Raw genomic sequence first — 17,702 nt, 5'->3', positions numbered from 1 at the left:
AACGCGCCATCGCGCGGCGGCTTTCGGCGTCACCCGTGGGACATCGGCGAGGCAAGAAAGAAAAAAGGCGGCCCGGCTCGTGGCCGGGCCGCCGCCTCGCATGAGCCGCCTTCAAGAGAACACCGAGGAACCGGCTTTGCCGGGCCTCAGGTGTTGCCCCCGGGAGGGGTTGGAGGGGGCGAGCCCGTCAAGCGATCGTCAGTTCGACGTCGATGTTGCCGCGCGTGGCGTTCGAGTACGGGCAGACCTGGTGGGCGGTGTCGACCAGCTTCTGCTTGGCTTCGGCATCGAGGCCGGGCAGCGTGATCGCGAGCTTGACCGCGATGCCGTAGGCGGCGCCGCCGTTCGTCGGGCCGAGCGAGACGCTGGAGTCGATGGCCACGTCGTCGGGCACCTTCACGCCGATCTTCGGGCCCACGGCCTTCATCGCGCCGATGAAGCAGGCGGCATAGCCGACCGCGAACAGCTGCTCGGGGTTGGTGCCGGGCTTGCCCGAGCCGGGCGAGCTGAGCTTGACGTCGATGGCGCCGTCGCTGGACTTGCCGGCGCCGTCGCGGCCGCCCACGGTGTGGGCTTCGGCGGTGTAGAGAACCTTGTCGAGCTTGGTGGTCATGGTGGTGATTTCCTTCTGTGGTTGGGTGGAGGGGAGAGAAAAAAGGGGCTGGCCGGTGCGCCTCAGGCGGCCTTGCGGATGCGGTCGCGCAGGGTCTGGATCTGCTGGGTGAGCGCGACGAGCTCGGGCACCGAGCACTGCGACGCGGCCATCAGGCAACCCGGCACGCTCGCCGCCCGGGCCTTGAGCCTGCGGCCCGAGGCCGTGAGCGTGACCCGCACGCGGCGCTCGTCCGCCACGTCGCGCAGCCGGGCGACGTAGCCGTTGGCTTCGAGGCGCTTGAGCAGCGGGGTGAGCGTGCCCGAGTCGAGCGAGAGGCGCTCGCCGAGCTCGGAGACCATCAGGCCGTCCTGCTCCCAGAGGGCGAGCATGACGAGGTATTGCGGATAGGTGAGCTGCAGCTTTTCCAGGACCGGCTTGTAGAGGCGGGTCATGGCCAACGAGGCGGAATAGACGGCGAAGCAGAGCTGGTTGTCCAGCTTGAGCATGTCGTCTGTTGTTGGTGGGGTGGGCATGGGGTGGATTGTAGTGTGCGATTTAATTGTGTGCAATGTAATTCTTTTTTAGGCATGGGTGGAGTTGTTTTCCGGGGCCGGGTCTCGCCCCGGCGGGCGACTCACTTTCTTTGCTTCGCCAAAGAAAGTAAGCAAAGAAAGGCGACCCCCACTGTCTGCGACCCCTTCGCTGCGCTACGGGGCAACCTGCGGTGCTCGCGTTTCGCGGGGTCTCGCAGAACTCGCTTCGCTCAAACAGCTGCGAGCCCTGATCCGCGAAACACTCCGCTCCTCGGCGCAGCCAGAGGGGGAGGGAAACCGACGGGCCGTCGCTTCGCTCGGCCCCAAACACAAGCGCGCACGCTGCGCGTGCGCGCGTTGCTGGCCGAGCGAAGCGATGGCCGGCTGGGCTCCCCCTCCCTTCTGGCTGTGCCGAGGAGCGGAGATGGAGGCGGGATCAGGGCCGCAGCTGTCTGAGCGCAGCGCAGCGGAGCGAGTTCTGCGGACCCCCGCCGGAGTCGAGCACCGCAGGTTGCCCGCAGCGAAGCGGAGGGACACAGACAGTAGGGTCGCCTTTTCTTTGCTTACTTTCTTTTGGCGAAGCAAAAGAAAGTGAGTCGCCCGCCGGGGCGAGACCCGGCCCCGGACCCCAAAAACCCCTCACCGCCGAAACCGCCTCCGAGTCAACCCCAACGCCACCCAAAACGCCACAACCGCATAAACCACCAACACCGCCCCATGAACAGCCCACCCCCGCGGCCATTGATCCATGAACAGGGGCCGAACCAGCGCCACCGCATTGGTCAAAGGCAGCCACGCGGCCACGGCCCGCACCACCGAAGGCAGTTGCTCCAGCGGAAAGAACACGCCGCTCAGGAACATCATCGGCGTCATGAACAACGTGAAGTAGTAGGTGAAGAAGTCATACCCCTTCGCGAGCGCGTTGAAGATCAGCGCGATCGAGGAGAAGGTGATGCCCGCCCCCGCCAGCACCATCCACGCCACCACCAGCTTCGGGCTGTGGCTGATGCCGAGCCCGAGCATCACGCACAGGATCGCGGTCACGGTGAAGATCGACTTGAACGCGGCCCAGAGCATCTCGGCCAGCACGATGTCGTCCAGCCCGACGGGCGCGTTCATGATGCCGTCCCAGGTCTTCTGCACGTGCATGCGCGAGAAGGCCGAATACAGCGCCTCGAAGCTCGCGGCGTTCATCGCGCTCATGCAGATCGAGCCGCTGGCCAGGAAGAGGATGTAGGGCACCTGCCGGCCGTCGACCGTCACCTGCCCGACCAGCGCGCCCATGCCGTAGCCGAAGGCCACGAGCCAGATCAGCGGTTCGGCGATGTTGCCGATGAGGCTGGGTATCGCGAGCTTCCTCCACACCAGCAGGTTGCGCAGGAACACCGGCCACCAGCGCAGCGAGAGTTCGGGCGCGCGCCATGCCGAGGGCGGCGGGGGCGATGCGCGAAGGGGTTCGGGCGCCGATGCGGTGGCGGCGGGCGTGGTGGTGGTCGTCGTCATGTCGATGAAGTCTCCGGCTAGCCGTCCTCGCGGATCTGCCGGCCCGTGAGCTTGAGGAACAGGTCTTCGAGGTTGGCGGGGCGGTGGAAGGTGCGCAGCCGCCCGTGCCGCCCCAGCGCTTCGAGCAGGCGCCGCGCATCCTCGGTGTAGAAGAACACGGTCTCGCCGCTCACTTCCACCCGCGCCGCCAGCCCCTGCAGTTCGGGCGCATTGGCCAGCGTCAGGGCGCCGTTGCCGTACACCTCGACCACGTCGGGTTCCAGATGCGCCTCGATCAGGTCGCGCGGCCGGCCCTCGGCGATCTTGCGGCCGTGGTCGAGCACGAGCAGGCGCGAGCACAGGCGCTCGGCCTCGTCCATGAAGTGCGTGGTCAGAAGGATCGACTTGCCCTGCTGCAGCAGCACCTGCAGCCGCTCCCACATCAGATGGCGCGCCTGCGGATCGAGGCCGGTGGTGGGCTCGTCGAGCATCAGCAGCTTCGGGTCGTTGACCAGTGCGCGCGCGAGCGACAGGCGCCGGCGCATGCCGCCCGAGAGTTCGCCGGGCTTGGCGTCGGCCTTGTGCGACAGCGCGGCGAAGTCGAGCAGCTGCGGCACGCGCGCGAGCACCTCGGCCTTGCCGTAGCCGAAGTAGCGGCCGTAGACCACGAGGTTCTCGGCGCAGCTGAAGTCGGGGTCGAGCGTGTCGAACTGCGTCACCACGCCGAGCTGCGCCTTGATCGCGAGCGCGTCGCGCGGCATCTGCAGCCCGAGCGCTTCGATGCGGCCGCTGTCGGGCTCGGTCAGGCCCAGGCACATGCGGATGGTGGTGGTCTTGCCGGCGCCGTTCGGGCCGATCACGCCCAGGCACTCGCCGGGCGCGATCTCGAACGAGAGATCGTCGACGACGGTGGTGTCGCCGTAGCGCTTCTGGAGCTGGCTGGCCCTGAACAGGAACGAGGGCGGGGAGGCGGGGGTGGGGTCTGGCGTGGGGGTCGGCACGCGGCCATTCTGACGCAGCCGCGCGGCGCTGTCTGTGGGCGGCCGGCGCGCAGGAAGCAGTCCTACAACCGGAAGCCGTCGAACTCCGCCTTCATCCAGTCGATGAACGCGCGCGTGCGCGCCGGCAGCAGCCGCGCGTTCGGATAGATCACGCTCACCGGGCGCGGCGGCGGTTCGAAGTCCTCGAGCACCAGCTGCAGCCGCCCCTGGTCCACGTGCGACAGCACCTGGTAGGAGAAGAAGCTGCCGAAGCCCATGCCCGCGGCGCAGGCCTCGACGGCGGGCGCGAGGTGGTTGAAGGCGAGCCGGTTGTCGGGCGTCACGCCGATGCGCTTGCCGCCTTCGCGGAAGGTCCATTGCGTCGGCGCGTCGAGCCGGCCGCGCACGCAGGGCGCGCCCGCCAGGTCGCGCGGATGCCGCGGCACGCCATGGCGCTGCAGGAACGCCGGGCTCGCGGCCACCACGCGGCGGATGGTGCCGAGCGGCTGCGCCACGAGCGAGGAATCCTCGAGCGGGCTGATGCGGATGCCAACGTCGATGCCTTCCTCGAGCAGGTTCACCGTGCGGTCGTGCAGCAGCACGCTGCAGCGCACCTTCTCGTGGCGCTGCATGAAGCGCGTGATGGCCGGCGCCACGTACATGTGGCCGAACAGCACCGGCGCGGTGATCGTGAGGTGCCCCGCGGGCTCGCGCGCCTCGGTCTTGAGCGCGCGGTCCGCGGCCTCGGCCGCGAGCAGCACCTCGCGCGCGCTCGCGAGGTAGTGGCGGCCTTCCTCGGTCAGCGAGAGGCGGCGCGTGGTGCGCTGGAACAGGCGCACGCCGAGGTGGGCCTCGAGCGCGGCGAGCGAGCGCACCACCGCGGGCAGCGAACTGCCCAGTGCGTCGGCGGCGCGCGTGAGGCTGCCCTGGTCGGCGATCTGCACGAAGGTCTGCATGGCTTTGAAGCGGTCCATCGCGCGATTAAACCGGAAATCGAAGCAGTGAAATCCGAAGAAGGCTATTCATTCATTCCGCGGAGTAAAGAAGAATGCGTGCATCCCACAGCCCCTTCGAGGAAACGCACCATGGACGCCCGCCACACCAACCCCGCCGCCCCCACTGCCCATACCCCGGCCGCCCGCCCCGCGCAGCCGATCAAGCTCTTCGGCACGCCGATCTCGGGCCACGTGCACCGCGTGCGGCTCTTCCTGTCGCTGCTCGACCTGCCCTTCGAGTTCGTCGAGGTCGACCTGCGCCAGAAGGCCCACCGCACGCCCGAGTTCCTCGCGCGCAACCCCTTCGGCCAGGTGCCGGTGATCGAGGACGGCGAGCTCACGCTGGCCGATTCGAATGCGATCCTGGTGTACCTCAACGCGCGCTACGCGAGCGACCCGGGGCGCTGGATGCCGCGCGATCCGGTCGGCGCGGCGCGCGTGCAGCGCTGGTTCTCGGTGGCCGCGGGTCCGCTCGCCTACGGCCCAGCGGCGGCGCGGGTGATGGCGCTGTTCGGCCTGCCGGCCGATCCCGCGGAAACCGTCTCGCGCTCGCACCTGCTGCTGGCGGTGATGGAAACGCACCTGCAGCGGCAGGACTTCCTCGCCGGGCCGTCGGTCACCCTCGCCGACATCGCGAACTACGCCTACGTGGCCCATGCGCCCGAGGGCAGCGTGTCGCTCGACCCCTACCCGCAGCTGCGTGCCTGGCTCGCGCGCATCGAGGCACTGCCGGGCTTCGTGCCGATGGTGCGCACGCCCGTGGGGCTCGCGGCCACGTCGTCGGCCACAGCGGCGGCTACGGCATGATCGCCGCGCCGTTCCACGCCGGCGAGCGTGCGCTGCAGCAGCAGACCGGCTGGCGCGACCGCATGGCGGCCGCGGGGCCGCGCGTGATCCGGGACTACATGCCCGACCAGCACCGCGAGTTCTTCGCGCAACTGCCGTTCCTCGTGGTCGGCAGCCTGGACGCCGAACTGCAGCCCTGGGCCAGCGTGCTCGCGGCGCCCGCGGGCTTCGCGCATTCGCCCGATCCCACGCACCTGCGCATCGATGCGCTGCCCGCGGCCGGCGATCCGCTGGCGGCGCAGCTCGCCGAAGGCGCCACGCTCGGCCTCCTGGGCATCGAGCCGCACACGCGGCGGCGCAACCGCATGAACGGCACGGTCGAGGCGCTCGACGCGGGCGGCTTCACGGTCGAGGTGCAGCAGAGCTTCGGCAACTGCCCGCGCTACATCCAGGCGCGCGAACCCGCGTTCATGGCGGCAGGCGCCGCCGCCGCGCCCGTGCAGCGGCTCGATGCGCTCGACCTTGCGGCCGAGCGGCTCATCGGCAGTGCCGACACGCTGTTCATCGCCACCGCCTACCCCGGTGCTGCCGCCGCGGGCGACGAGGCCGATGCGCGCGCGCAGGGCGTGGACGTGTCGCACCGCGGCGGCCGGCCCGGTTTCGTGCGCGTGGACGAAGGCGGCGTGCTGACCGTGCCCGACTTCAACGGCAACCGCTTCTTCAACACGCTCGGCAACCTGGTCGCGCATCCGCGCGCTGGGCTGCTGTTCATCGACCACGACAACGGCGACCTGCTGCATGTGGCGGCGACCGCGGAACTGGTGCTCGACGGCCCCGAGCTCGCGTCCTTCGAAGGTGCCGAGCGCCTGCTGCGTCTCCATGTGCGGCATGCGCTGCGCCGCCCCGGCGCGCTGCCGCTGCGCTGGGGCGAGGCGCAGCTGTCGCCGCACCTCGAAGGCACCGGCCGCTGGGCCGCGCCGGGGGCCTGACAGCGCGCGCTCGGCTTCCCGTCAGTGAAAGACGGGAATGCGCGCGTTGGCCGAGGGGCGGTAGTGCCAGCCGCGCGCGCGCAGGGCCGCGAGATCGGGCGTGCGCTTCAGCAGCGCCTCGAGTCCCGCGGCCGCGAGCGCGCAGGCCAGCGCCTGGCCCGGGCAGGCATGCACGCCGTGGCCGAAGCCCAGCGTCCTGCGGCGCGCGCGAACCAGCGAGAAATCGTCCGGCTCGGGATTGAACGCGGGATCGCGGTTCGCGGCCGCGAGCACCAGCAGCACCGCATCGCCCGCGGCGAGCTGCGTGCCCGCGAGCGTGACCGGCGCGGCCACGAAGCGCCGCGTGTTCTGCACCGGCGCATCGTGGCGCGCCGTTTCTTCCACCACCGCGCGCAGCAGCGCGCGCGTGGGCGCGGCCTGCTCCTGGAGCGCAGGCTCGCGCAGCAGCGCGACGAGGCTGTTGCCGAGCAGGCCCGCGGTCGCATCGCAGGTCTGCGAGAGCAGCCCGACCAGGTTCGCGAGCAGCGCGCGCGAGGCCGGCGTGCCGGCCGGATGCGCCTCGCGCACCTGCGCCAGCAGCGTGCCGTGGCGCGGCGCGGCGCTCGCGGCCAGTTCCTCGAAGCGCGCCATGAGTTCGGCGGCCGCGGCCGAGGCGGCCTCCAACTGGGCCGCATCGGAGAGCGGCGACAGGCAGGCGACGAAATCGCGCATCCATCGGTCGGCCTGCGGCAGCGCTTCGTCCGCGAAGCCGAGCAGATGGGCGACGGTGCGCACGGGCACGGAGAAGAGCGCTTCGGACAGGGGTTGGAGCGGCAACGCCTGCGCCACCCGCAGGGCCGCCGCATGCGCGGCCTCGAGGTCGAGCCCGGCGAGCGAGCGCTGCAGCGCGGGCTTGTGGGCCTGGTGGGCCGCGCCGTCGTTCATGCGCACCAGGTGCCCGAACACCTCGCCTGCGGCGCTGCCCGCGATCGCGCGCGGCACCGGCTCGGCCGCGGGCCGCACGCGCAGCGCGCCGTGCGCGAGCAGCAGCGGCTCGATCACCTCCGCGCGGCTCGCGACCCAGAGCCGGAGCGTGTCGTTCCACGCGAGCGGCGGACCGGCGCGAAGCGCTGCATAGAACGGATAGGGATCGGCATGCGTGACGGCCGCGACGGGGTCGGCGGGCATGCCGTCGGGCGAAGGAGCGGGGCTGTGGTTCATGGCCCGCAGTCTGCATGCGGCCGTGCGGCCACACTTCGTTCGCCGGCGAAGTGTGGGATGCGCCCGCGCCTTAGCATCGGCGCATGGACACCTCCGCTTCCGCCTCGTCGTCACCGCTGCCCGATGCCGACGTGCAGCTCGCCCGGCTGGCCGGCGCGATCGCCGAACCGGCGCGCGCCCGCATGCTGGCCTGCCTGATGGACGGCCATGCGCGCACCGCGACCGAACTTGCCGCCGTGGCCGAAGTGGCGGCTTCCACCGCGAGCGCGCACCTCGCGCGGCTGCGCGAAGAGCGCCTCGTCGAAGGGCTCGCGCAGGGCAAGCACCGCTACTTCCGGCTCGCCGGCGAGCAGGTCGCCGCCGCGCTCGAGAGCCTGATGGTGGTGGCGGGTGCGCCGCGCGCCGCCCCCTTCGCGCCGAGCACGCCGAGCCGGCTGCGCACCGCGCGCACCTGCTACGACCACATCGCCGGCACCGTGGGCGTGGCGCTGCACGACCGGCTCCATGCTCAGGGCTGGCTCAGCGGGCTGCAGAGCGGCGCCTACGAGCTCACGCAGGAAGGCGCGATCGCGCTCGAGAGCCTGGGCGTGGAGGTCGACGCGGTGCGCCGCTCGCGGCGCCGCTTCGCCTGTGCCTGCCTCGACTGGAGCGAGCGCCGCCCGCACCTCGGCGGGGCGCTCGGCGCCGCGTGGCTCCAGCTCTCGCTGCGCCGCGGGTGGCTGCAGAAGGCGCTCGACGGCCGCGCGCTCACGCTGACCCCGAAGGCGCGCCGCGAACTGCCCGAGCTGTTCGCCTGAACCTGCGGGCGCTCAGGCCTTGAGCTTGAGCAGGTAGATGATCGGCCCCGCCATCGCGAGGTCGAGTTCGAGGAAGCTCTCGAAGTCCTTGCCCGCCATCCAGTAGGCGTCCCAGTTGTTGCGCTTGATGGTCTTCTGCCACACGTCGGCGGTGGTGGCGCGCTGCACCGCCTGGAGCAGCACGGCCTTGCGCTCGGCCGGCACTTTCTTGCCGGTGAGCACGCCGCGCCAGTTCGCGAGGTCGGCGTCCACGCCCTGCTCGCGCACCGAGGGAATGCCGAGGAACGGCCGCTTCGACGACACGCCGATCGCGCGCAGCTTGCCGCTCGCGAGGCCTTCGCTGAATTCGCTGAAGCCCGAGATGCCGGCCGCCGCCTTGCCGGAGACCAGCGACTCCACCACCTGCGCGCCGCCCGGATGCGGCTGGTAGACGAGGTTGGCGGTGCTGCCCGCCACGCGCGCCAGCATGCCGGCGTACATGTGGTCCACGCCGCCGGCCGAGCCGCCCGCGATCACCGTCTTGGCGGGGTCGGCGCGCAGCTGGGCGATCAGGTCCTTGGGCGTCCTGATCGGCGAGTCGGCCTTGACCGCCACCACTTCGTAGTCGCTCGTCAGGCGCGCGACCGGCGCCACCTGGGCCATGGTGACCGGCGGCTTCTGCAGCGCCACGGCGCCCACCATGACCATGCCGCTCATCAGCAGCGTCTCGGCGTCGGCGTCGTATTTCTCGACGTACTTCGCGAGGCCGATGGTGCCGCCCTTGCCGCCGATGTTCTCGTACACCACCTCGCCCACCGCGCCCGAGGCCAGCAGCGCCGCGCCGAGCGCGCGGCCGGTCTGGTCCCAGCCGCCGCCCTCGTTGGCGGGGATCACGATGCGCAGCTTCGCGAAGAGCTGCGGCTCGGCGGCCTGCGCGGGCGCGGCCCGGAACACGGCGTAGCCGGTGCCCGCCGCCGCGGCGGCGCCTGCCATCCATGCAGTGAAGTCGCGGCGGGAAAGGCTCGCAGGGCGCGCAGTCGTCAAACGAGTCATTTTGTTAACAGTTGTGGAGAGAGGTAACGAATGATCTCCGCGAACTGCGACGCCCGCATGCACCCGCGACTAGGGGTAAACCCTTGCTGGTGCCAACGATTACTGAAAAGCGACCTCGGCGAAGCTGCGCAGCTTGCGGCTGTGCAGCCGGGTCGATCCCTGCTGGCGCAGGATGTCGATCGCCCGCATGCCGATGCGCAGATGCTGCTCCACGCGCTGGCGGTAGAAGTGGTTGGCCATGCCCGGCAGCTTGATCTCGCCGTGCAGCGGTTTGTCGCTCACGCACAACAGCGTGCCGTAGGGCACCCGGAAGCGGAAGCCGTTGGCGGCGATGGTCGCGCTTTCCATGTCGAGCGCGACCGCGCGGCTCTGGCTGAAGCGGCGCTGCGGCTGGTTGCCCGGCAGCAGTTCCCAGTTGCGGTTGTCGGTGCTCGCCACGGTGCCGGTGCGCATGATCTTCTTCAGGTCGGGGCCTTCGTAGCGCGTGACGTCGGCCACCGCCTTCTCGAGCGCGAGCTGGATCTCCGACAGCGCGGGGATCGGCACCCACAGCGGCAGCTCCTCGTCGAGCACATGGTCCTCGCGCACGTAGGCATGCGCGAGCACGTAGTCGCCGAGCTGCTGCGCATTGCGCAGGCCCGCGCAGTGGCCCAGCATCATCCAGGCGTGCGGGCGCAGCACCGCGATGTGGTCGGTGATGGTCTTGGCATTGGCCGGGCCCACGCCGATGTTGACCATGCTGATGCCGCTGCAGTCCTCGCGCACCAGGTGGTAGGCCGGCATCTGCGGCAGCCGCGGCGGCGCGGTGCCCTGGCTGCCGTCGAGCAGCTCGCCGTAGTTCGCGCTCGCCCCGGCCGCGAGGCCGCGGCGCCGCGTGATCACGTTGCCAGGCTCGATGAAGGCCACGTACTCGCTGTGCTCGTCGGCCATCGCCTCGTGGCCCAGGCGCACGAACTCGTCGATGTAGAACTGGTAGTTGGTGAAGAGCACGAAGTTCTGGAACCACTCGGGCGCGGTGCCGGTGTAGTGGCGCAGCCGGTGCAGCGAGTAATCGACCCGCGCCGCCGTGAACAGCGACAGCGGCTGCGCCTCGCCGGCCTGGGCCTCGAAGGTGCCGTTGGCGATGCCGTCGTCCATCACGCCCAGGTCCGGCAGGTCGAACACGTCGCGCATCAGCGCGCGGCGCTCGTCGCTCATGGTGCCTTCGATGTGGTCGTTCTCGGCGAAGGAGAAATGGATCGGTATCGGCTGCGTGCTGGTGCCGACCTCGAGCTCGACCTGGTGGTTCTCGAGCAGCAGCCGGAACTGGTCGAGGTAGTAGCGCGAGAACAGGTCCGGCCGCGTGAGCGTGGTCTCGTAGCGGCCCGGCCCCGCCACGAAGCCGTAGCTCAGCCCCGCATTGGCCGGCGGCGTGTGGCGCGTGACGGTGTGCGTGTGCACCCGCACGTAGGGGTAGCAGGCGCGCACCCGGCCCGGCAGCGCCTCGCCGGCCACGAAGCGCAGCATCGACGCGCGCAGATGCGCCAGCCCGTCCTGGTAGATGGCCTTGACCTGTTCGAGGGCGGCGGCGGCATCGGTGAAGCGGGCGGGGGCGACGAAGGTGGGCATGTAGGGCATGGCGGGATTGTGCAATGCGTCCGCGCCGGCTGCTGCGCTAACCTCGCGGCTGGTTCGCACATGCATGGAAAGGACGGCGATGAAGGTTGCGGTCATGGGCGCCGGCGCGGTCGGCTGCTACTACGGCGCGATGCTGGCGCGCGCGGGGCACGAGGTGGTGCTGATCGGCCGGCCGTCGCACGTGGAGGCGGTGCGCGCCCGCGGGCTGCGGCTGGAGACCCGAAGCTTCGACGTGCAGGTGCCGCTCGGCGCGAGCACCGATCCGGCGGCCGCGCGCGGCGCGGACCTGGTGCTGTTCTGCGTGAAATCCACCGACACCGAGGCGGCCGCCGCGCAGATCGGGCCGCATCTCGCGCCCGGTGCGCTGGTGCTCACGCTGCAGAACGGCGTGGACAACGACGAGCGCGTGCGCGCGGTGCTGCCGGCGAACGACGTGGCGGCCGCGGTCGTCTACGTGGCGACCGAGATGGCCGGTCCGGGCCATGTGAAGCACCACGGGCGCGGCGAGCTGGTGATCGCGCCGTCGCGCCGGAGCGAGGAAGTGGCGCGGCACCTCGAGGCCGCCGGCGTGCCGACGCAGATCTCGGACAACGTGCGCGGATCGCTCTGGGCCAAGCTGGTGCTGAACTGCGCCTACAACGCGCTCTCCGCCGTCACGCAGCTGCCCTACGGCGAACTGGTGAAGGGGCAGGGCGTGGCCGAGGTCATCCGCGACGTGGTGGCCGAATGCCTCGCGGTGGCGAAGGCCGAGGGCATCGCGGTGGTCGGCGACACCGGCGCCGCGGTGGAGGCGATCGCGCGGACCATGCCCTCGCAATACTCGTCGACCGCGCAGGACCTCGCGCGCGGCAAGCCGAGCGAGATCGACCATCTCAACGGCCTGATCGTGCGGCGCGGCGAAGCGCTCGGCGTGCCCACGCCGGCCAACCGCGTGCTGTGGGTGCTGGTGAAGCTGCTGGAAGGCCGGCAGCCTTCGAATCGACCCTGATCGGGCGCGAACACCGCGGAACCGGCTTCGCCGGGCCGCTGGTGTTGCCCCCGGAGAGGGGGGAGGAGGAGCGACACGAAGTGCGCGCAGCCTGGGGGCGAGCCCTTACCCCGGCATGGGCTCGCGCATCGTCACGAACTCCTCGGCCGCCGTCGGATGGATGCCGACCGTGCCGTCGAAGATCGCCTTCGTCGCACCCGCGCGCATCGCGACCGCGAAGCCCTGCACGATCTCGCCGGCCTCGGCGCCGACCATGTGCAGGCCGACCACGCGGTCGGTGGCCTTCTCGACCACCAGTTTCATGAAGGTGCGCTCGCTGCGACCCGAGAGCGTGTGGCGCAGCGACTTGAACTCGCTCGAGAACACCGTGACCTCGCCGAACTTCGCGCGCGCATCGGTCTCGGTGTAGCCGCAGGTGCCGATGTTCGGATGCGTGAACACGGCAGTGGGGATGTATTCGTAATCCAGGCGGCGCCGGCCTTCGCCGAACAGCGCATCGACCACCACCATCGCCTCCGCCAGCGCCACCGGCGTGAGCGGCACGCGGGTGCAGACGTCGCCGACCGCGTAGATCGACGGCACCGAACTGCGGTAGTCGGCATCGACCGCGATGGCACCGTGTTCGCCGAGCGCCACGCCCACGGCCTCGAGGCCCAGTTCGCGGGTGTTGGGCACGCGGCCGGTGGCGAAGAGCACCGTGTCCGCCTCGACCTGCTGGCCACGCGCCAGCGTGACCACCAGCCCGTCGGCGCCGCGCGCGATCGAGGCCGCCTCGACGTTGAGCCGCACGTCGACGCCGGCCTTGCCCATCTCGTGCGCGAGGAACTGCCGCACGTCGTCGTCGAAGCCCGTGAGCAGGTGCGCGCTGCGCTGCAGTTGCGTGACGCGGGCGCCCAGGCCGTTGAAGATGGAGGCGAACTCGCAGGCGATGTAGCCGCCGCCCACCACCAGCAGCCGCTTGGGGAACGGATCGAGGTCGAACATGTCGTCGGAGGTGACGGCATGCTCGCGGCCCGGGATCTCGGGCACGAAGGGCGTGCCGCCGGTGGCGACGAGCAGGTTCTTCGCGGTGTAGCGCCTGCCGTCGACCGTGACGGTGTGCGGATCGGCGAGCTGGGCCCATCCGGTGACGAGCTGCACGCCCGAGTTCTTCAGCAGCGCGGCGTACGCGCCGTTCAGCCTCGCGATCTCCCTGGCGCGCTGCGCCTTCAGATGCGCCCAGTCGAAGCGCGGCGCCTGCGGCAGCCGCCAGCCGTAGCCCGCGGCCTCCTCGAAGGACTCGGCGTAGCCGGCTGCGTAGCTGTAGAGCTTCTTCGGGATGCAGCCCACGTTGACGCAGGTGCCGCCGAGCGCGCCCGCCTCAGCGAGCGCCACGCGTGCGCCGCGCTGCGCGGCCATGCGCGCGGCGCGCACGCCGCCGCTGCCGCCGCCGATGACGAAGAGATCGAAGTCGAATGTGGCCATGGAAAAGACGCTCCTTGGCGGCGACTGTAGCCGCCGGCCTGGCGCGTCGTTGGCGCGGGGGCTTGCCTGAACTCAGCGCTGCTGCGAGTCGGGCGAGCTCATCATGCGGCGGCGATCGTCGCCGGCGCCCGGGGCCGGCACGCCCGGACGCGGTTGCGGCTGCGGCTGCGGCTGCGGCGCGGTGAAGCCGCGCTGCTGCTGCATCGCACGCACCTGTGCCTCCTGCGCCTGGCGCGCGGCGTTCTGCTGGGCCTGCTGCTGCGCCTGCAGTTGCTGCTGCATCTGCGCCGCGCGCTGCTGCGCTTCCTGCTGCTGGCGCAGCATCTGTTGCTGGGCCAATGCCTGCTGCTGGGCCGCGCGTTGCTGCTGCATCAGCTGCTGTTGCGCCTGCGCCTGCTGCTGCGCCTGGATCGCACGCTGCTGCATCTCCTGCTGCTGGCGTGCCTGTTGCTGCTGTTGCTGGATCTGCATCTGCTGTTGCTGCTGCCGCTGCTGGCGGTCCTGCCACGGGTCCTGCGCGGCGCGCTGGCGCCAGTCCTGTTCGCGCCGGCCCTGCTCATGCTGCCAATCCATCTGCTGGCGCTGCTGCTGGAGCTGCTGGTGCTGCTGCTGCATCTGGAGCTGTTGCGCCTGCTGCATCTGCTGCGCCCGGCGCTCCTGCTCCCAGCGCCGTTCCCGCTGCTCGCGCTGTACCAGCTGCACGGGCGGTGCCACCGCGGCCGGGCGGCCGAAGCCGGGCGCGAAGTTGGTGAGCGGCACGCCGGGCACGGGCACCACGGGCGCGCGCACGAAGCGCTCGTCGGGCTGGCGCACCAGGTCGCGCCGGCTGAACGCGCCGCGGCCGAAGCGCTCGGCCGGCAGCACCGTCACGGCGCCGGGCATCTGCTGGTTGGCGTAGAGGCCGCTGCGGAATTCGGCCTGGCGGTCGCGCCATGCGGCCATGCGGTTCACACGGTCGAGGTAGCGCTGGCTCGCGCGGTAGCCGGGGCGCCAGGCCTCGCCGGGCGCGAGCGGAAACCAGCCGACGTCGCTGCGGCCGTCGACGAAGCCGACCAGCGCGGGCGAATACGCCGGCCGCGGCGCGATGCGCCCCGGCACCCAGGCCCAGCGCGGGCCGATGCGGGCCCAGCGGCCGTAGTGGAAGGGCGCGAAGCCCCAGGGCGCGGCATCGACCCAGGTCAGGCCCCAGGGCGCGATGTCGACCCACTGGCCGTCGCGGTAGGGCGCCCAGTCGGCATCGACGTTGCGCGGGAACCAGACCGCGCCGTAGCCGGGGTCGTTCTGCCAGTCGCCGTAGGCGTCGAGCTGCTGGTAGCCCACCACTTCGCGCGAGACGTAGCGCGCGGAGATCGACTGGTCCTCGACGCGGTTGCGTTCGGCCACCCAGGCGTCGAAGGCGGTGTTCAGCGGCGGTGCCATGCCGGCCGCCTGCAGGTTGCGGCCGGTCACCATGAGCTGCTGGCGCGCCTCCAGCGGCTGCGATGCACCGTTCTCGCCATGCAGCGTGGCGCGGCCCGAGGCCACGGCGACCCACGTCGTGTCGCCGCGTGGATCGGCGGCGATGCGGTATTCGCCCGGCGCCTCGATCACCAGCGAGAGATTGCCGGTGTCCACCTCGACGCGCTGGCCGGCGAGCTCCTCGCGCACGCGCAGCTGCAGCTGGCCCTGGTTCGCGGTCAGGCGCACCGTGTCGTCGTCGAGTTCGGAAAACTCCACATGGGTCTGGCCGTCCATGCGCAGCGCGGCCGAGCCGATGTGGACTTCGGCGCGCGCCGTGCGGTCGGTCCAGAGCCGGTCGCCGGTGGTGAGCGGGCGGTTGGGCTGGGCGTCGTACCAGCGCTCGTCGCCCGCGGGCGCGAAGCTCACGCTGCCCTGCTGCAGGTTCAGGCGCGCCACGCGGCCCGGCGGATCCTGCTGGGCGCTGGCCGCGGCGGCGAGGCCCAGCAGCGCAAGGCCGAGCAGCCAGCGCGCGAGCGGCCGATGGAGGGAGGGAAGGGCGTTCATAAAGATTTCTGGCTTTGGCGGACCGGTGAGTGGCTTCGTATTTGTAACGCGCGAGAATCCGCTGCCGCTGTCAGCGCCGCCCGCCGGCTTGGTGAAGCGCGTGCAGATTCGGCAACCGCATGTAATGAGGAATCTCCGATGAAATCCGACAGCAGGGCCCGCGCACCGAGCGAGGTGCGCTACCAGAACCATAGCGGCTCGCGGTGGGCGGCGGCGCTGGCGGCGGCGACCCTGGGGCTGGCCGCACTGCCCGCGCAGGCGCAGCTCGCCCGCAAGCCCTCTTATTACCAGCAGCAGAATCATCCGTCCCCGCCCGAAGCCGCGGCCGCGCCGCGGCCCGGCGCACTGCCCGCGCTGCGCAGCCGCGCCGACTTCGATGCGCTCGCGCGCGTCTACGACGCCGGCACGCCGATGGCGCTGCCGCACCTGCTGTTCGTCGTCGACCGGCGCGCGAAGCCGGTCCGCACCCATTACATCGACACGCCGCGCTACCAGCTGCACCTGCGCTACGTGCGCGAGACCGGGCTCGCGCCGCATGCGGGCAAGCGCGAGATCGACCGCAACTACCTGGCACCGGACCGGCGCTTCCTGTTCGGCACGCTGAGCTGGCAGCAGAACATCGGCAGCTTCACCTACGAGTTCTGGGAAGGCGACCGGCTCACGCCCGCGCTGCTGCGCGAGGCCGATGCGCAGCTCAGGGCGAGCTTCTTCGCGCCGGTGAAGTTCAAGACCAATTCCACGCTGCACGACCGCGTGGCGCAGGAGGCCGGCATCGAGGCCGTGAGCCAGGAGGCGCTGATCCGCGAGCAGCCCTACCTGCCGATGAACCTCGGCACCGCCACCGGCCGGGTGCGCATCGTCGACGAGGCGGCCGCGGGCGCGCAGGCGCTGAATGCGCTGCTGCCCGACGACATCGCCGTGCTGCGCCAAGTGCCGATCAGCCTGCCGCCCGTGGCCGGCGTGCTGACCGAGCGGCCCTCGACCGCGCTGTCGCACGTCAACCTGCTCGCCAAGGGCTGGGGCATTCCGAATGCCTACGTGCGCGATGCGGCCGCGGTGCTGCGCGAACATGCGGGCCAGTGGGTCGCGCTCAAGGTCGCGGCCTCGGGCTACCAGGTGCGCCGGCTCACGCCCGAGGAGATCGCCGCGCTGCCGCCGCGCGCGGCGCGCGTCGCCGCCGCGGGCGCGGTGCCGGGCGGCCGGCGCGCGGTGCAGCCCGACCTGCGCGAGACCCGGCTGCTGCCGCTCGCGGCCCTGCGCGCGCGGCACAGCGCGCAGTGCGGCGTGAAGGCCGCGAACCTCGGCGCGCTGCAGGCCGCGCGCATTCCCGGCACCTCGGTGCCCGACGGCTTCTGCATTCCGTTCGCGCAGTACGACCGCTTCATGCGCGCCCACGGCCTGCCCGAGCGCATCGCGCGCATGCAGCGCGCGCCGGGCTTCGCGAGCGATCCGCAGGCGCGGCAGAAGGCGCTGGCGCAGCTGCGCGACGAGATCGTCGGCTGGCCCGTCGATCCGGCCACCGCCGCGTCCTGGCGCGCCGCCTGGCAGTCGCAGCTCGGCGGCGGCGGCGTGTTCGTGCGCAGCTCGTCGAATTCGGAAGACCTGCCGGGCTTCAGCGGCGCCGGCCTCTACACCACGGTGCCCAACGTGCGCACCGGCGATGCGCTCGAACTCGCGGTGAAGAAGGTCTGGGCCTCGGTCTTCAACGCCGAGGCCTGGGAGGCGCGCGGCGCCGCGGGCTTCGGCGCCGAATCGGTGCTGATGGGCGTGTTCGTGCAGACGGCCATCGACGCCTCGGCGGCGGGCGTGATGATCACGCGCGACCCCTTCGACGCGGGCCGCGCGCACACCACCTACATCTCGGCCAAGCGCGGCATCGGCATCCGCGTGGTCGAGGGCCGGCGCATCGCCGAGCAGCTGATCTATTCGAGCTGGTCGAAGGCGATCCAGGTGCTGAGCCGCTCGGCCGAGGACACCGCGCTGCAGCTCGACAGCGACGGCGGCGTGAAGGAGGTGCCGGTCGAGGCCGGCCGCCAGGTGCTGACCGACGCGCTGGTGGTGCGCCTCGCGGCCGTCGGCGCGGCCGTGAAGCGCGCCTTCGGCGGCGTCGACCAGGACATCGAATGGGCCACCGTGGGCGACCGCATCGTGCTGCTGCAGGCGCGGCCCTATGTGGAGCGGCGCCGCTGAAATGAAACCACCCCGTCCCTCGCGCACCGCGTGTCGCTCGACTCCCCCTC

General features: G+C 71.4%; 15 protein-coding genes. 5 read left to right on the top strand and 10 right to left on the bottom strand.

Annotated elements, in window-relative coordinates; all coding sequences use genetic code 11:
• Window positions 1–187: 187 nt before the first annotated feature.
• From M2165_RS08215 to M2165_RS08195, 5 genes are all read right to left on the bottom strand, one after another.
• Window positions 188–613 carry an organic hydroperoxide resistance protein gene (locus tag M2165_RS08215; RefSeq protein WP_280814169.1) on the bottom strand — a complete coding sequence of 142 codons (426 nt, stop codon included), beginning with the start codon at window positions 611–613 and terminating at the stop codon, window positions 188–190.
• A 62-nt stretch (window positions 614–675) separates the two neighbouring features.
• Complete coding sequence (locus M2165_RS08210) at window positions 676–1,128, bottom strand: MarR family transcriptional regulator (protein WP_280814168.1); 453 nt, start codon at window positions 1,126–1,128, stop codon at window positions 676–678.
• Window positions 1,129–1,767: 639 nt separating this feature from the next.
• Window positions 1,768–2,631 (bottom strand): ABC transporter permease, encoded by an 864-nt coding sequence (locus M2165_RS08205; protein WP_280814167.1) that lies wholly within the window; start codon window positions 2,629–2,631, stop codon window positions 1,768–1,770.
• Window positions 2,632–2,648: 17 nt separating this feature from the next.
• A complete protein-coding gene (locus M2165_RS08200) occupies window positions 2,649–3,611 on the bottom strand; it encodes an ATP-binding cassette domain-containing protein (protein WP_280814166.1) in 963 nt (320 codons plus the stop codon).
• 62 nt (window positions 3,612–3,673) lie between these two features.
• Window positions 3,674–4,564, bottom strand: a complete 891-nt coding sequence (locus M2165_RS08195) for a LysR family transcriptional regulator (protein ID WP_280814165.1) — start codon at window positions 4,562–4,564, stop codon at window positions 3,674–3,676.
• A gap of 111 nt (window positions 4,565–4,675) precedes the next feature.
• Between M2165_RS08195 and M2165_RS08190 the strand changes: the two genes are divergently transcribed.
• Both M2165_RS08190 and M2165_RS08185 read left to right on the top strand, forming a co-directional pair.
• Window positions 4,676–5,392: a glutathione S-transferase gene (locus M2165_RS08190; protein WP_280814164.1), complete on the top strand. Its 717-nt coding sequence runs from the start codon at window positions 4,676–4,678 to the stop codon at window positions 5,390–5,392.
• A complete protein-coding gene (locus tag M2165_RS08185) occupies window positions 5,389–6,360 on the top strand; it encodes a pyridoxamine 5'-phosphate oxidase family protein (protein ID WP_280814163.1) in 972 nt (323 codons plus the stop codon). Before M2165_RS08190 ends, M2165_RS08185 begins: the two co-directional genes overlap by 4 nt.
• 21 nt (window positions 6,361–6,381) lie before the next feature.
• On the opposite strand, the gene M2165_RS08180 is transcribed toward M2165_RS08185, so the two are convergent.
• Window positions 6,382–7,560, bottom strand: a complete 1,179-nt coding sequence (locus tag M2165_RS08180) for a cytochrome P450 (RefSeq protein WP_280814162.1) — start codon at window positions 7,558–7,560, stop codon at window positions 6,382–6,384.
• An 83-nt stretch (window positions 7,561–7,643) separates the two neighbouring features.
• Between M2165_RS08180 and M2165_RS08175 the strand changes: the two genes are divergently transcribed.
• Window positions 7,644–8,357: a helix-turn-helix transcriptional regulator gene (locus M2165_RS08175; protein WP_280814161.1), complete on the top strand. Its 714-nt coding sequence runs from the start codon at window positions 7,644–7,646 to the stop codon at window positions 8,355–8,357.
• A 12-nt stretch (window positions 8,358–8,369) separates the two neighbouring features.
• Here M2165_RS08175 and M2165_RS08170 read toward each other — a convergent pair whose 3' ends face one another.
• Window positions 8,370–9,329 (bottom strand): tripartite tricarboxylate transporter substrate binding protein, encoded by a 960-nt coding sequence (locus M2165_RS08170; protein ID WP_280814160.1) that lies wholly within the window; start codon window positions 9,327–9,329, stop codon window positions 8,370–8,372.
• Between the two features lie 159 nt (window positions 9,330–9,488).
• The gene (locus tag M2165_RS08165) at window positions 9,489–11,006 is read right to left on the bottom strand and encodes an AMP nucleosidase (RefSeq protein ID WP_280814159.1); all 1,518 of its coding nucleotides are present in this window, start codon (window positions 11,004–11,006) and stop codon (window positions 9,489–9,491) included.
• Window positions 11,007–11,085: 79 nt separating this feature from the next.
• Here M2165_RS08165 and M2165_RS08160 point away from each other — a divergent pair, with 79 nt between their 5' ends.
• Window positions 11,086–11,994 carry a 2-dehydropantoate 2-reductase gene (locus M2165_RS08160; protein ID WP_280814158.1) on the top strand — a complete coding sequence of 303 codons (909 nt, stop codon included), beginning with the start codon at window positions 11,086–11,088 and terminating at the stop codon, window positions 11,992–11,994.
• A 105-nt stretch (window positions 11,995–12,099) separates the two neighbouring features.
• On the opposite strand, the gene gorA is transcribed toward M2165_RS08160, so the two are convergent.
• A complete protein-coding gene (gorA, locus tag M2165_RS08155; RefSeq protein ID WP_280814156.1) occupies window positions 12,100–13,458 on the bottom strand; it encodes a glutathione-disulfide reductase in 1,359 nt (452 codons plus the stop codon).
• Between the two features lie 72 nt (window positions 13,459–13,530).
• Window positions 13,531–15,462, bottom strand: coding sequence for a DUF6600 domain-containing protein (locus tag M2165_RS08150; protein WP_280814155.1), 1,932 nt, complete (start codon window positions 15,460–15,462; stop codon window positions 13,531–13,533).
• A gap of 138 nt (window positions 15,463–15,600) precedes the next feature.
• On the opposite strand from M2165_RS08150, the gene M2165_RS08145 reads away from it, so the two are divergent.
• Window positions 15,601–17,652 carry a PEP/pyruvate-binding domain-containing protein gene (locus M2165_RS08145; RefSeq protein WP_280814154.1) on the top strand — a complete coding sequence of 684 codons (2,052 nt, stop codon included), beginning with the start codon at window positions 15,601–15,603 and terminating at the stop codon, window positions 17,650–17,652.
• The last annotated feature ends 50 nt before the right edge of the window (window positions 17,653–17,702 follow it).

It is taken from the genome of Variovorax sp. TBS-050B, assembly GCF_029893635.1.
Classification (GTDB): Bacteria; Pseudomonadota; Gammaproteobacteria; order Burkholderiales; family Burkholderiaceae_C; genus Variovorax.
This window is presented reverse-complemented; position numbering and strand designations above follow the sequence as displayed.